At 57.3% G+C, this 14,076-nt stretch carries 11 protein-coding genes; 6 read left to right on the top strand and 5 right to left on the bottom strand.

The genetic code is table 11. From position 1 onward, the window contains the following. Positions 1 to 8: 8 nt before the first annotated feature. The gene (locus OKW45_RS26670; RefSeq protein WP_134138565.1) at positions 9 to 218 is read right to left on the bottom strand and encodes a hypothetical protein; all 210 of its coding nucleotides are present in this window, start codon (positions 216 to 218) and stop codon (positions 9 to 11) included. Positions 219 to 398: 180 nt separating this feature from the next. Between OKW45_RS26670 and imuA the strand changes: the two genes are divergently transcribed. Genes imuA through OKW45_RS26655 form a run of 3 tightly spaced genes read left to right on the top strand, consistent with a single transcriptional unit; the run spans position 399 to position 5,661 of the window. Continuing rightward, positions 399 to 1,106 carry a translesion DNA synthesis-associated protein ImuA gene (imuA, locus tag OKW45_RS26665; RefSeq protein ID WP_429472054.1) on the top strand — a complete coding sequence of 236 codons (708 nt, stop codon included), beginning with the start codon at positions 399 to 401 and terminating at the stop codon, positions 1,104 to 1,106. Then, positions 1,036 to 2,505, top strand: a complete 1,470-nt coding sequence (locus OKW45_RS26660; protein WP_429472052.1) for a Y-family DNA polymerase — start codon at positions 1,036 to 1,038, stop codon at positions 2,503 to 2,505. Before imuA ends, OKW45_RS26660 begins: the two co-directional genes overlap by 71 nt. Positions 2,506 to 2,511: 6 nt before the next feature. Further along, entirely contained in the window at positions 2,512 to 5,661 is a 3,150-nt protein-coding gene (locus tag OKW45_RS26655; RefSeq protein ID WP_429472051.1) for an error-prone DNA polymerase, read from the top strand. On the opposite strand, the gene OKW45_RS26650 is transcribed toward OKW45_RS26655, so the two are convergent. Next, positions 5,636 to 6,136 carry a response regulator gene (locus tag OKW45_RS26650; protein ID WP_429472049.1) on the bottom strand — a complete coding sequence of 167 codons (501 nt, stop codon included), beginning with the start codon at positions 6,134 to 6,136 and terminating at the stop codon, positions 5,636 to 5,638. The two genes, OKW45_RS26655 and OKW45_RS26650, sit on opposite strands and share 26 nt — an antisense overlap. 142 nt (positions 6,137 to 6,278) lie before the next feature. On the opposite strand from OKW45_RS26650, the gene OKW45_RS26645 reads away from it, so the two are divergent. Then, complete coding sequence (locus OKW45_RS26645) at positions 6,279 to 7,241, top strand: SOS response-associated peptidase family protein (protein WP_429473366.1); 963 nt, start codon at positions 6,279 to 6,281, stop codon at positions 7,239 to 7,241. A 270-nt stretch (positions 7,242 to 7,511) separates the two neighbouring features. Here the strand turns inward: OKW45_RS26645 and OKW45_RS26640 are convergent, their stop codons facing one another. Genes OKW45_RS26640 through OKW45_RS26630 form a run of 3 tightly spaced genes read right to left on the bottom strand, consistent with a single transcriptional unit; the run spans position 7,512 to position 10,364 of the window. Next, on the bottom strand, positions 7,512 to 8,360 hold the full coding sequence (locus OKW45_RS26640; RefSeq protein ID WP_429472047.1) for an HNH endonuclease family protein: 849 nt from the start codon (positions 8,358 to 8,360) through the stop codon (positions 7,512 to 7,514). After that, positions 8,357 to 9,049, bottom strand: a complete 693-nt coding sequence (locus tag OKW45_RS26635) for an OmpA/MotB family protein (RefSeq protein WP_429472046.1) — start codon at positions 9,047 to 9,049, stop codon at positions 8,357 to 8,359. The genes OKW45_RS26640 and OKW45_RS26635 overlap by 4 nt, the downstream gene beginning before the upstream one ends. A 7-nt stretch (positions 9,050 to 9,056) precedes the next feature. Then, entirely contained in the window at positions 9,057 to 10,364 is a 1,308-nt protein-coding gene (locus tag OKW45_RS26630) for a hypothetical protein (RefSeq protein WP_429472044.1), read from the bottom strand. A 517-nt stretch (positions 10,365 to 10,881) separates the two neighbouring features. Between OKW45_RS26630 and OKW45_RS26625 the strand changes: the two genes are divergently transcribed. Further along, on the top strand, positions 10,882 to 12,720 hold the full coding sequence (locus OKW45_RS26625; protein ID WP_429472043.1) for a type I restriction-modification system subunit M: 1,839 nt from the start codon (positions 10,882 to 10,884) through the stop codon (positions 12,718 to 12,720). Continuing rightward, positions 12,717 to 14,060 (top strand): restriction endonuclease subunit S, encoded by a 1,344-nt coding sequence (locus OKW45_RS26620; RefSeq protein WP_429472040.1) that lies wholly within the window; start codon positions 12,717 to 12,719, stop codon positions 14,058 to 14,060. Before OKW45_RS26625 ends, OKW45_RS26620 begins: the two co-directional genes overlap by 4 nt. The last annotated feature ends 16 nt before the right edge of the window (positions 14,061 to 14,076 follow it).

The raw sequence follows: 14,076 nt of genomic DNA, 5'->3' as shown, positions 1-14,076 counted from the left end.
ACAAGTATCTACTGCTTGAGCCGTGCAGTGTCGATTCCTGCCATCTTCAACGTAGCGTCAATCACCTTCAGCTCTTGGCCGAAATCAAGCGGCCATTCCTCACCGTCGCATCGTACGGTCATGCCGTTATGCATCGAAATCAGATGACGCGCTTTGAACAGGGCGTCCACAAGCTTTGATTCCCGTTCGGCTTCCCGAACCCATTCGTCCGCTCTCATGTTGAAGTCTCCCTCTGGATAAAGCACGCGGCCAACATCCGCCTCCGAGCGAACGCATCTGCTGCATTGACGGACTGTTTCTGGGCACGTCCATCGTTCAACCCGCAAAAAAAGTGTCAGTTCACTCGCATGGATTTGCGTGTACGATACTGTATAAATATACAGGTTTTTGTGCTGCCAATGTCTACCGCTACCGTGCTTGCTGAGGAAATACACCCATCGCTATGGCGGGCGTCGCAGCTCGCCCGTAGTCGCGGCAGGGTCGTCGAGACTGGGTATCCGGCGCTGTCAGCGGAACTGCCGGGTGGTGGATGGCCAGTTGGCGCGCTAGTCGACCTGCTCGTCCAGCAGGCCGGCGTAGGCGAACTCCGGCTGCTGCGTCCGGCGCTCAGCGCGGCTGGACATCGACCGGTCGCGTTCGTGCAGCCGCCTCATACCCCTGACGGACTGGGGTTGAGTTACATCGGGCTTTCTCTGGACCAGGTGCTTCGCGTAAAGACGCCGAAAACCGCGGATGCATTGTGGTCGGCGGAGCAGATTCTTCGTGCCGGCAGCTGCGGCGCGCTGATTTTCTGGACGCAGTACGCGCAGGCTTCATCGCTTCGACGTCTGCACCTTGCTGCCCAGTCATCGGAGACGCTTTTCATCATGGTGCGGCCGCTGGCCTCTGCACAGGATGCGTCGCCAGCGCTGTTGCGTCTCGCACTCAGACCATCAGCCGACGGCCTGACTGTGGACATTGTGAAACGACGAGGACCCTCTCGCGCAGAGCCCTTGTCGATTCCCCTTCAACCAACCCCCGTTCTGCTTTCCCGACATGCGCGTCTTTCTCGCCGTTCATCTGCCGAAGTTGCCGCTCGAGGTCTTCAGACCGAAGTGGTCACCTGAGCCTACTCACGGCAGCGCCGTGCTCGAGAAAGACAAGGTTGTCATTGCGGATGCCACTGCCCGCACAGCAGGAGTTCGTCTTGGGATGAAGCGCGGCGGTGTGCTGACACTGTCGCCCGAGACGGAAATGCATGAGCGCGACATGGGTCGCGAAGGCGCGGCGCAGCGCGAGGTTGGCATTGCGCTGATGCGGTTCTCGCCCGAAGTCGCACTGCTCGATGAAGCGACGGTCGTCGTCGAGGTCGGCGCGAGTTTGCGCCTATTCGGCGGCCTGCTTGCACTGTGTCGCGAGGCGAAAGCCGTCCTCGGTGCGCTCGGCTTCACCGCACGCATCAGCGCAGCGCCGACCGGGCAGGGCGCCTGGTTGCTCGCAAAGCATGGCAACCGGCGAGTATTGAAACTGGCGTCGCTTGAGCATCGCCTCTCCGCGCTGCCGATGGTCGCTGTCCCCGAGGTCCGTCGGTTTTTCGACTGGTTCAATGGCTTGGGCTGCGAGTCCATCGCGGACATACGGCGCCTACCTCGCGCAGGACTTCAACGCCGATGCGGCGAACACTTGCTGGACTCCCTTGACCGCGCCTTCGGCACGGCACCCGAACTGTTTGACTGGCTCGAGCTGCCGCCGACCTTCTCTGCGCGCATCGAGATGCCAGACCGACTTGAGCACGCAGAGGGAGCGGTGTTTGCTGCACATCGGCTGATTGTGCAGCTATGTGGATGGCTTTGCGCCAAACAACTCGCAGTCACAGGCGTTCGTCTCTCACTCGAACATGAGCGCGGACGCGATGCCACGGAGCCAACCATTGTCGACATAGCACTGGGAGAACCGACATGGCGCGAAGAACATCTGGTCAGACTGCTGAAGGAGCGGTTGCATCGTATTGAACTGGCCGCGCCGATGATTGCTTTGCGGCTTGATGCGACGAACGTGGAGACCGCAGCGCCAGCGTCCGACACGCTTTTCCCCGAACCCGGTGGCTCGAAAGAGGACCATCAGAAGCTGCTTGAGCTACTTGTCGCACGGCTCGGCGAGGAAAACGTCCTGCGGCCGGCGCCGACAGCTGACCATCGCCCGGAAATTGCGAACCGTTGGGTTCCGGTATCGCAAAAGAAAAAACCAGACACGCTCCCGGACGGTCTGCCGAGACCTACCTGGATGCTCGATACGCCGGTGCGATTACTGATGCGTCAGCACCGCCCTTTTTATGGTTCGCCGTTGCGCATGGTATCGCCCGGTGAACGCATTGAAGCTGGTTGGTTCGACGGCGAACTCGTCACGCGCGATTACTTCGTCGCGCAGGGAGAAGACACGAGCTGTTATTGGATTTACCGGGAACGCGTCAGCAGCCGCGACGCCGAAGAAGAGCAGCGCTGGTTCCTCCATGGCCTATTTGGGTGAGGTGCTGTGGACACGACCTTCAATATCCTTCCGGCATACGCCGAGCTTTTTTGCCGGTCAAATTTCTCGTTCCTGCGCGGCGCCTCGCACGCAGAGGAGCTTGCCGAACGCGCGGCCCAGTTGGGTTACTCAGCGCTCGCCGTAACGGATGAGTGCTCACTTGCTGGCGTAGTCCGCGCTCACGTGGCCGCGAAGGCAGCGAAGCTTCCTTTTATCGTCGGCGCCTACTTCAAGCTGGTCAACGCCGACGGGTCGCCGGCGTTCGGAATTATCCTGCTGGCGAAGAATCGAGAGGGATACGGCAACCTGTCCGAACTCATCACTCTCGCCCGGACACGTGCACCGAAGGGCGAATATCGACTCACGCCTCAGGACCTGTCGCGACCAGATAAGGAATATCGTCATCTGCTGGGAGTGCCAGACTGCCTAGCGATTCTCATCCCGGATTTCCCCGCGAAAGAGGACGTTCTGGAAGCGCAGGTCGAGTGGCTCGATGATACGTTCATTGGCCGCGCCTGGGTTGGACTTGTCCTCCATCAGCGGGCGATGGACGACATCCACCGAGGCGCAATTGAATTTGTTGCTCGCAACTTTGATGTGCCCGTAGTTGCGCTCGGCGACGTTGTCATGCATGTGCGCTCCAGGAAGCCCCTGCAGGACACAATGACTGCCATCCGCGTCGGCAAGCCTGTTCATGAATGCGGCTATGACCTCGCGCCCAATGCAGAACAGCATCTGCGCTCGCGGTTGCGGCTGGCCAATTTGTATCCGGACGATGCGCTCGCTGCGACCGTGGACATTGCGAGTCGCTGCACGTTTTCTCTCGATGAGTTGCGCTACGAATATCCCGACGAACTGGTGCCCGCAGGCATCACCCCAGCCGCGTATCTTCGGCAGGAAACGTACATCGGCGCACAGCGACGCTTTCCGTCGGGCATTCCGCACAAAGTGCAGGAGCAGATTGAACATGAGCTGGACCTGATTGGAGACCTCCAATACGAGCCGTATTTTCTGACCGTGTACGACATCGTCCGTTTCGCGCGGAGCCAGCACATCCTCTGTCAGGGGCGCGGGTCGGCTGCCAACTCGGCTGTCTGTTACTGCCTGGGTGTGACAGAGGTCGACCCCGCACGCGGCAATATGTTGTTCGAGAGATTCATCAGCAAGGAGCGTGGCGAGCCGCCAGACATTGATGTGGACTTCGAGCATCAGCGGCGAGAAGAAGTCATTCAATACATTTACCGAAAATACGGTCGCGACCGGGCCGCTATTGCGGCCGCGGTGTCGACGTATCGACCACGCGGTGCACTCCGCGAGACTGGAAAGGCACTCGGCGTTGACCCGCAGATTGTAGACCTGGTGGCGAAGTCGCATCATTGGTTCGATAGCAGTCAAGACCTCCTGAAGCGATTCGCGGAGTCCGGCCTTGACCCGGAGAAGCCTCTCATACAGGCGTGGGCGAAGCTTGCATCTCAACTGCTTGGCTTTCCGCGTCACCTTTCCCAGCACTCCGGTGGATTTGTTATCAGCCGGGGCAAGCTGACGCGCCTTGTCCCGGTTGAGAACGCTGCCATGAAAGACCGCTCTGTCATCGAGTGGGATAAAGACGACCTCGAGTCATTGGGGTTGCTCAAGATAGATGTCCTTGCACTCGGCATATTGTCAGCTATAAGGCGAGCGCTCGACCTCGTTTCAGAACAGCGCGGCGAACGCTTTGAAATGCAGGACATCCCCGCCGAGGACCCGAAGACGTACGAGATGATTTCGGCTGCGGACACCGTCGGTGTGTTTCAGATTGAATCGCGCGCCCAAATGTCGATGCTTCCACGCATGCAGCCTCGCACGTTTTATGACCTGGTCATCGAGGTTGCCATTGTGCGCCCGGGTCCAATTCAGGGCGGCGCCGTCCATCCCTACCTTCAGCGCCGCCAGGGATTCGAGCCGGTCACCTATCCAAGCGATGCGCTCAAGACAGCGCTTGGTCGCACGCTCGGCGTGCCGATTTTTCAAGAACAGGTCATGCAAGTGGCTATCCTGGCGGCTGGTTTTACGCCAGGCGAAGCCGATGCGCTCCGGAGAGCCATGGCCGCATGGAAGCGCAAAGGCGGTCTTGAAAAATACTATGACCGAATCGTCAACGGGATGCTGGAGCGCGGCTACGACCTCGCCTTCGCCGAGTCCATTTTTGAGCAAATCAAGGGCTTCGGCGAGTACGGGTTCCCGGAGAGTCATGCCGCCAGCTTTGCCCTGCTCGTATATGCCAGCAGTTGGCTGAAATGCCACGAACCGGAAGCGTTCCTGGCTGCGATGCTGAATTCGCAGCCCATGGGTTTTTACTCGCCTTCGCAGCTTGTACAGGATGCGCAGCGTCATGGCGTCAAGGTGTTGCCGGTCGATGTGGCCATAAGCGGATGGGACTCAGTGCTTGAGCACAGCGCCGGCTCGACGCGACCAGCTGTCCGTCTCGGTCTGTCGCTGCTTCGCGGCATGAAGGACGGCGCGGCAGAAAGGATTGAGAACGCTCGAGCGGTTCGGCCGTTCGAGAGCGTTAGCGACCTTGCTCGCAGAGCACAGCTTGACCGCAAAGACCTGCATGTCCTTGCCGATGCCAATGCCTTGGCCTCCCTTGCCGGCAATCGTCGCGAAGCGCTTTGGCAATCTGTCGCCGCTGTGCCGGACAAAGACATGCTTGCGATAGCGGCCATTGAGGACGAGACTCCTGAACTGGGCGCGCCGACGGAGGCGCACGACATCGTCGCGGACTATCGGTCGGTCGGTCTCACACTAGGTCGACATCCGCTTGAGCTGCTGCGGCCGCAACTGCTCGCAAATCGCCTGATGCCAGCGTCGACGCTGCGCACCTATCGCGACGGACGGCTTGCACGAGGCTGTGGTCTTGTTACCGTACGGCAACGGCCTGGCACTGCGAAGGGGGTCATGTTTGTGACGCTTGAAGACGAGACCGGCAACGTGAATGTCATCGTGTGGCCCGGCTTGCTTGAGAAGCAGAGAAAGGAAGCGCTCGGCGCATCGCTACTTGCCGTGTACGGAACGTGGCAATGCCAGGGCGAGGTTCGACATCTGGTCGCACAGCGCCTTTTCGATATGTCTCATCTGCTCGGCGGCCTGATTACTGCGAGCAGAAATTTTTGCTGACTTGCCATTTGCCTCTGGAAGCTGCATTTCCTTTCAACAGCCATATTTCGATTTGCCTCGTCAGCACAAGAGGCGGCTTTTCGACTAGGTTGGCTTGCCGCGCTGTTGCTCCCGATGGGTTACGTGGTCCGCCAGCAAGCGACGCATTGCGGTCAGTAAAATTTGCCCATCTACAGGCTTGCGGAGAAAGCCGTCGTAGCTTACGAAGGCTGGTGGGCTGGGCTCCCCCCGAAACCAGAATGAATGTGACGTCAGCTAGTCCAGGCAGCGTGCGCAAACGATGACAGAGTTCGCTGCCCGACATCACCGGCATGCGCCAGTCGGCGACCACTATGTCGACTGGGGATTCGATGAACATCTTCAATGCCGTCTGGCCGTCGCCCGCGGTTCTTACTTCAAATCCGTCAGCGGCGCAACAGGCGCCCCACGCGGCCAAAGCCTCCGCATCATCGTCTACCAGCAGTACGCTTGCCATACGCAAATGTCCGAGTGGCCCCATGTTCTTTGGCAGCTTGATGCCGGCCAAAGTTCACGGGGCCATTCATCGACGCCGCATATTCGTCGCGCTCGCGCGTTCGAGAGAATGCGTATCATGGGAGCATGAAACGGAGGCATCGATGTGCTACTCGGCTCAGATTCTGGCTGACTACCGAAAATTCGTGCGCACCTTCGGCGCCATCATGGACATAAGCGAATTTGCGCGGCTGTTTTTCGAGCGCGCCGAAGGCATCAGCAGGGCGAAGATACCCAAGGCGATGGAGGACGCGTTCGCTGAGCCGCAAACTGACGCCGAAGGCGCCATCAAGGCCTTTATCGACAGGTTCGAAGTGGAACAGACATCAAAACTCCAACAAGACCTCTTTGCACAGCGCAAGCGACTGGCTGACGCAGAGCGTTCACTCGAGACCAAGGTCACAAAAGCAGCGACCGAGAGCAAGCGCATCGCAACGAACAAGATTGAACAGGCTCTCGGTTGGCTCGACGACATTCGGCGCACCGAACCTAAGCCACGTGACTCGCGCATATTCCCGGGCCACTACGCTCCGGTGCTCGTCATCGAGGACGGCCAGCGCGTTATCAAGCCGATGCGATATCAGTGCCGTATTGCTGGCAAGCCTGCGAACTATGATGTGAAATTCCCGGGCACGTATAACGCTCGTCGCGACAATCTCGAGGGTTTCTGGAAGCCGCTATTTGGCTACTCGCACGGCATTCTTGTGGTCAGCGAATTTTACGAGAACGTTAGCCGTGCCAAGATGGAAGGGCGCGAGCTTGGGCCAGGTGAGAAGGATGAGAATGTAGTCCTCCAGTTTGACCCGAATCCGCCCCACGATATGTTGGTCGCCTGCTTATGGTCCCGATGGACTAGCAAGGGCGAGCCGGACTTGCTGTCATTTGCTGCGATAATTGACGAGCCTCCGCCTGAGGTCGCTGCCGCCGGTCATGACCGGTGCATTATTCCAATCAAGGCAGAATACATTGACGCATGGTTGAGTCCGAACGCGTCTGACCTCGCAAAACAATATGCGATTCTTGACGACCGCGACCGGCCATACTATGAACATCGGCTGGCAGCATAATGCAGCCTTCGTCGTGTCCCGCGAAACGAAAACGCGATTTTGACTCGGCCCTGCGGAGCGGATATGAAGCCACGTCAAGCCAATGGAATCCCCGCTCACCCCCACAGCGGGAAGCAAAGCTGGTTGTGCACGATGCGAATCCGATGAAGACATGCAGCAGACGGTTGCGCTACTGAAGATTCGGACAATGGGGCAAGAGGACTTCTGCGCAGGCAATTATCGTGATGTCGATGAGTTTATTTCGAAGCCGGACTCGGAAAAGTCCCACATCTAGCGACGATACCGGTCCATGTAAGTCCTGTAGTCAGGCAGATTTTTCATATGCCCGTGCATCGGCTCTTCCGCATGACATCCTATGCAGAGCACGTCAAGGTTTGAGTCCCGGTTGTCGTGTTTCTGTCCGTTGCGATGATGGACATGTAGGAATTTTGAATCGGTTTGTCGGAGCATTGTGCTGCACTTGCCGCATCGGTACCCGCGTTGTCGCTTGGTACGCTCTGATACCTCACTCCAATCCTGCGAATAGTCATTTAGCGGCGCGGTGTCGGAAGTGTGCTTCGGCCTGACAGCCATCAGGTCGCGCGAGTACTTCTTGAAGAAATCCGGAAGGGCAAATCTCGATACAAGCGCGAGACGTCCCTCACGCGGCATCTTCATCGCGAAGCCGTCCCAATGGATTTGGTCCAGACAGTTTTGGCAGACGTTCAGTCTGACGTGCTGGGTCCTGATGCCGTTCTCGATAACGTTGACCTGGAATTTTCCGCTTTCTCCGTTCGCCACAACGTAGCGGTCAAATCGGGAATTCCGGCGCATCTTATCGAGTGTCCGGCAATAGGCAAGATGGTATCGTGGCATGTCTTCCTGGTGCCCGATTGACGAGATGTCCCTGATATATAGCAAGACCCGATAGCCCTTGTAGGCCAGCGTACCGTCGCTGAGCACCTCGACCTCGTCAAACTTGACATCGACCCCCGTCTTTTGGAGACGCTCGAGTACAGGGAGGTCGATTTCTTTGAATCTGAGGTCGGGAACAAAGCTCACCGAAAGCGGCGCGCCCATCTTCTGCCGCAACGCGTTCAAGGAGCTCCAGTCCAGGAAATTAGGCAGCTCGAAGCTCATTTCTTCGCCAGCTTATCTGCGATGAGGTCCATCTTTTCGCTCGCGTTAGTAACGATGCGAAACTCGACGCGTTGATTCGCAACCTGCGACGTTTCAGACTGCGCGTCTTGGGACACGGGACGTGATGACGATAGCCCGTTTGCCGTCACATGCTGCACAAGCCATTTTTCGTTACCCTGCGCCGACGGCAGCGACAGTAGATACTCGAGAGCGCTCCGTGTACGCGCTTGAGATAGCTCCATGTTCCTAAAGTACGCGGTTTTCTCATCAGTGGTGCCGGTCCACAATGCGCTCGTGTGTCCTTCGATGCGGATTTCCTTAACGGCGCCCTTGTACTGGCCGGATGTCAGCAATGCCACATAGCGTGGGAAGAATTGACCAAGCACTTGCTTGAAGCGCGGCCTCAGCTCTGAGGAGCCGGTGGCGAAAAGGACAGTCGGGTCATTGAAACGAATGGTCATATCGCCGAGAATCTCCGCGTTCCATTGCTTCAGGTCCTTCGCAAACTCCTTCTGTAGCGCGAGCTGCATGTCGCGTTTGGTCGTTTCATACTCTTTGACGACAAGCGTTGTTGTCTGTTCGACCCGCAGCATGAAAGCGGCGGTAAGCAACATGAAAACCATCATCAGACCCGTCATAAGGTCCGCCATTGGTATCCAGTAGGATTGGTTGCTGTGTTCAAAATCCATTTCGACCTCAGGCGGTGCCGGCGATTCGAACGACTTCTCTCAGGCGGTCCGTGAGCGGTGTGTAGTCTGAGACAAACTTTTCTGAAAGCGACGCGAGCTGACGGCCGAGCGTTTGGAGGCTTTTTGTGAGCTCTTCTTGCAATCCCTTGTCCAACGTGACAACGCTTTGGCGGATTGCGTCCATTGAACGGACAAGGCCATCATTAACTTCGGACTGTGACTTGCGAAGTGTGTCGGTTAGGAGCTGCTTCATCTCTGACGATGAAGTTTGCACCTGAACTCCAAAGTTTTTAACCACATCGCCGACGTCCGCTTGCACCTTAGCCACGCCTTGTTTCATCGATTCGGTCATTTCGTCGACCTTGCGCGAGAACTGCGGCGTGACATCCTTCATCTGGGAGAGAACATCGGCCATCGAACGTTGCGATTTGTCGATAAGCTGGTGTTGTTGCGCAAGGCCCTTGAGCGTTTCCTCGAGCGCCGCTGCCATTTGAGCAAAAGCAGAAGCCCGGTCAATAAATGACGCCAGGCCAGCGGAAGCGCCCCGGAGGTCGTCAGCAGAAGCTTTTTGAAGCGCTTGCAGCTTGTCGAGTTCTTCCTTGTACTGCTGCTGCCAAATGACGAGTTTTTCTACGGCCGAGTTCAAATGCTTGAAGTTCTCGCCGAACTGCTCATTGATTTGAGCGTTGAAGTCCCGGATGACCTCCTTCAAGGCCTCGATGAGAGCCTTAGAACCGTCTTCCGTCATCTTCTGTGCGAACGTGTCGAAGGACGTTCGGAGTAGACGAAGCTCGTCACCCTGTTCCTGGCGCATCAATTTCAGTTGGGAGAGAAGGCTGCCTTGTTCGTTTCCGGACAAGCTGAGTTGGAGGGCCTGCGTCGCAGCTACCACGTCGTCGAGAGTGGCAGACTTTGGTGCGCCGACGGTCTGAGGGATAGGAGTTTTCCGAAAATAGTGCCGCGCTCGGATAACTAAGGAGCCGAACACTCCGCTGACCGACGCCAGAAAAGCCGTTTTCACCCCCTCGAGCAGGTGGGGCACGCTTTCTGACACATTCGTGGCATCAAAATGCAGCAACGCCATGGCAATTCCGGAAAAGCAGCCAAGAATGCCAACCGTCGTCAAAACCTCCGGGCCATGGACAACCGAGAATCTGTCGAATCTGACGAAGGCGAAGAATATCGTCAGTCCCACATTCACCAGTATGAACAGCACGGTCTGCTTGTCGGCTAGAACGGTGCCGATGGAACCTTCCGCGAAGGCGAACGGTGCCCAGGCTATTCCCGCTAAGAGAAAAAAAATTCTGGTTTTCATGTATTGACTGGTCTCTGTGTCAAGCACGAGGTCGTGCTGTTTGAATAAAATCAAACGCCAATCGCTTTTGTTTCGTGGTTCGGCACGCCCCCGGGCGATTATGCTCCCCGCCGCGATAAACAGGCTATTCGGCTCTTCGTTATATAACGGCCGGCTTCCGCAGAACTTGAGTCTGCGCCTCAGGACTGGAGAGTGTGCGCCTGCCATGGACATCGAACCGTTAGTCTCCGCACACGGGCCGTGCATCAACGATGCCACCGGAACGATGCTCTGAACTGGGCTTCCGGCAGCCCTCACTGCCCGGCCGCTTGAACCAATAAGGGTCGCCGCGTCTCCGATTTGCCGCGACTGGCCGAGCCCTACCCGCATCTGCCAGTCTGATTTCTGCCTCCGATTTGCGGGGCCGGGATGTAAAATCCCCGAAATTGCGCGCCGTTAACTACGACAACGCCAAATCACCGTCCGCCTCGTGCGGCCGACATACGAACAAGCAGTAACGGGTATATAGGTATCGCAAATGAACCATCAGGCCCTGTCTTCCTTTATCTGGTCCGTTGCCGACTTGTTACGCGGCGACTATAAGCAATCTGAGTACGGCCGAGTCATCCTCCCTTTCACCGTCCTGCGCCGTCTCGATTGCGTACTAGAGCCGACCAAGGCGGCCGTGCTTGCTGAATTTGAAGCCAAGACCAAGGCGGGGCTGAATCCGGACCCGTTCGTCACCCGCAAGGCGGGACAGTCGTTCTACAACACCTCACCGCTCGACCTCGTGAAACTGTTGGGAGACCAAGACCATATCCGGCAGAACCTCTACGCGTACATCCAGGCGTTCTCCCCTGCCGCCCGAGATATCTTCGAGCGCTTCGATTTTTACACGCAGGTGGAACGTCTGGCGAAGGCGAACCTTCTTTACCTGGTCACCGAGAAATTCGCAAACATCGACTTGCATCCGTCCGCCGTCGATAACGCGCAGATGGGACTGGTGTTCGAGGAGCTCATCCGGAAGTTCGCGGAAATCTCGAACGAGACGGCCGGGGAGCACTTCACGCCCCGCGAGGTCATCCGCCTGATGGTGAACCTGCTGTTCATCGAGGACGACGATGTTCTGACTCCTGGCAATGCGGTGGTTCGTACTATCTACGACCCGACCGCAGGGACTGGTGGCATGCTTTCTGTGGCAGGCGAATACCTGCTGGAGCACAACCCGGATGCACGCCTGACCATGTTCGGGCAGGAGCTGAACGACGAGTCCTACGCCATCTGCAAGGCCGACATGCTCATCAAGGGCCAGGATGTGGGCAATGTCGTGGTCGGCAATACGCTTTCCGACGATGGCCACGGTGGCCGCAAGTTTGATTACATGCTCTCCAATCCGCCGTTCGGCGTGGAGTGGAAGAAGGTCGAGAAGGCGGTTCGCCAGGAGCATGAGCAGAAGGGTTTCGATGGCCGCTTTGGACCGGGTCTGCCACGGGTCTCTGACGGCTCCATGCTGTTCCTGTTGCACCTGCTTTCCAAAATGCGCCCGGCGCAAGAAGGCGGCAGCCGCTTTGGTATTGTGCTCAACGGCTCGCCGCTTTTCACCGGCGGTGCCGGCTCGGGCGAATCGGAAATCCGCCGCTGCGTGCTGGAGAATGACCTCGTGGAGGCCATCATCGGCCTGCCGACGGACATGTTCTATAACACCGGCATCACGACGTACGTGTGGATTCTCTCAAACAAAAAACCGCAGCACCGCAGAGGTCACGTGCAGCTTATCGACGCGTCCAGTTTCTGGCTGAAGATGCGCAAGAGCCTTGGAAGCAAGCGCAAGGAGATGTCGGACGAGCAAATCGCGACTGTGACTCGGCTCTTCGGAGATTTCATCGAAGCTGAGCTGGCTACGGTGTTGGACGGTGACGGCAAAGAGCTTTCCCGCTGGGTTTTACCTGCTGGCGTGCGTGCGCCGGAAGTGCCCACTGGCGGCAACGTGAAGTCGGTACCGATTTCGCGCATATTCAGGAACGAAGATTTCGGCTACACCACCATTACTGTCGAACGGCCGCTTCTCGACGAGAACGATGAGTTAGTGCTCGGCCTGAAGGGCAAGCAGAAAGGCAAGCCGCAAGTGGATAGTGCGCTACGCGATACCGAGAACGTGCCGCTTTCCGACGACATCCATGCTTACTTCAAGCGGGAAGTGTTGCCACACGCGCCTGACGCCTGGATTGACGAAGAGAAAAGCAAAGTCGGCTACGAGATTCCGTTCAATCGCCACTTCTACGTATTCGAGCCGCCACGCGACCTGCACACGATTGACGAGGAGCTGAAAGCGGTGTCGGCGAATATCATGAAGATGCTCGAGGAGCTGGCTGAATGAGCTTGCCGAAATATCCGAAATATAAGGACAGTGGGGTGGAATGGTTGGGGAAGATGCCGACGCATTGGCAGGTGTCGCGCCTCAAGCAGGTGATTGCGTGCATCGAGTCGGGAGTGAGCGTCAACGCAATTGACGCGCCTGCCGGAGAAGATGAGTCCGGAGTTCTCAAAACGAGCTGCGTTTATGGCGGAGAATTCGTCCCCTCAGAAAACAAATCGGTTGTACCGGAAGAACTGGACCGATTGGCCTGCCCGGTCAGGGAGGGGACGCTGATTGTCAGCAGAATGAATACCCCTGACCTTGTGGGCGCGGCTGGCGTTGTCCGTCAGAGCCGCGCAAACCTCTATCTACCTGACCGGTTGTGGCAAGTGCATTTCAAGGATGCATGCCCGAGATTTGTTCATTTCTGGAGTCACACGCCGTCATACCGGGCGCAGGTTGAGAGAGCATGCGCCGGTACCAGTTCAAGTATGCAAAACCTGTCACAGGATGAGTTTCGCAGTTTTACTCTGCCCTTGCCGCCACTCGCAGAACAGTCCGCCATCGCCGCCTTTCTTGACCAAGAGACTGGGAAGATTGATGAGCTGATTGCCGAGCAGGAAAAGCTCGTCACCCTGCTGGCAGAAAAGCGCCGGGCCACCATCTCGCACGCGGTCACCCGTGGCCTCAATCCCGGCGCGCCGATGAAGGACTCGAGTGTGGAGTGGCTTGGTGAGGTGCCGATGCATTGGAAAGTCTGTCAGCTTAAAAGGGTATTTGCGTCGGTCGATTACGGAATTTCGGATTCGCTGAGTGCTGAAGGCGATGTTGCAGTGCTGCGCATGGGCAACATATCGGATGGCAAGGTACATCTTGACGATTTGAAGTACGTCGATAATGTCGATACAAGTCTCTTGCTAAGAGCTGGCGACATTCTATTTAATCGAACAAATAGCATTGCTTTAGTCGGAAAAGTCGGTCTGTTTACCGGAAAGGGCGATGCTGCCGTTTCCTTCGCGTCCTATCTTGTTCGCATCCGCCTTATCGCTGGACATTTTTCTAGATTTTTTGCGTATCTTCTCAACACGCCCGGGCTATTGGGTGATGTGCGCTCTCGAGCATTTGAAGCCATCGGGCAATGCAATCTCAACCCGACGCGATACGGGCAATTGATGGTGGCGATTGCTCCTCCGGTAGAACAGGAAGCGATTGTTGCGTATCTCGATAGTGAAACCTCTAAGCTGGACGACCTCAGGGCTGAAGCTCAGCGTGCAATCGAACTTCTTACGGAACGCCGCATGGCACTAATTGCTGCCGCCGTCACCGGGAAAATCGATGTGCCCGAGACAGCCCCAGAGTAGATGGCCGCATGAGCGG

Origin of the sequence: Paraburkholderia lebeckiae (assembly GCF_050436225.1) — a bacterium.
GTDB lineage: Bacteria > Pseudomonadota > Gammaproteobacteria > Burkholderiales > Burkholderiaceae > Paraburkholderia > Paraburkholderia tuberum.
Note: the sequence above shows the minus strand (reverse complement) of the source record. Positions and strands in the feature narration are given on the sequence as shown.

Coding starts and splice junctions, on each gene's coding strand:
- OKW45_RS26650 (WP_429472049.1), bottom strand. CDS start 6,136: ATGGCAAGCGTACTGCTGGTAGACGATGATGCGGAGGCTTTGGCCGCG.
- imuA (WP_429472054.1), top strand. CDS start 399: ATGTCTACCGCTACCGTGCTTGCTGAGGAAATACACCCATCGCTATGG.
- OKW45_RS26625 (WP_429472043.1), top strand. CDS start 10,882: ATGAACCATCAGGCCCTGTCTTCCTTTATCTGGTCCGTTGCCGACTTG.
- OKW45_RS26645 (WP_429473366.1), top strand. CDS start 6,279: ATGTGCTACTCGGCTCAGATTCTGGCTGACTACCGAAAATTCGTGCGC.
- OKW45_RS26620 (WP_429472040.1), top strand. CDS start 12,717: ATGAGCTTGCCGAAATATCCGAAATATAAGGACAGTGGGGTGGAATGG.
- OKW45_RS26630 (WP_429472044.1), bottom strand. CDS start 10,364: ATGAAAACCAGAATTTTTTTTCTCTTAGCGGGAATAGCCTGGGCACCG.
- OKW45_RS26635 (WP_429472046.1), bottom strand. CDS start 9,049: ATGGATTTTGAACACAGCAACCAATCCTACTGGATACCAATGGCGGAC.
- OKW45_RS26670 (WP_134138565.1), bottom strand. CDS start 218: ATGAGAGCGGACGAATGGGTTCGGGAAGCCGAACGGGAATCAAAGCTT.
- OKW45_RS26640 (WP_429472047.1), bottom strand. CDS start 8,360: ATGAGCTTCGAGCTGCCTAATTTCCTGGACTGGAGCTCCTTGAACGCG.
- OKW45_RS26660 (WP_429472052.1), top strand. CDS start 1,036: ATGCGCGTCTTTCTCGCCGTTCATCTGCCGAAGTTGCCGCTCGAGGTC.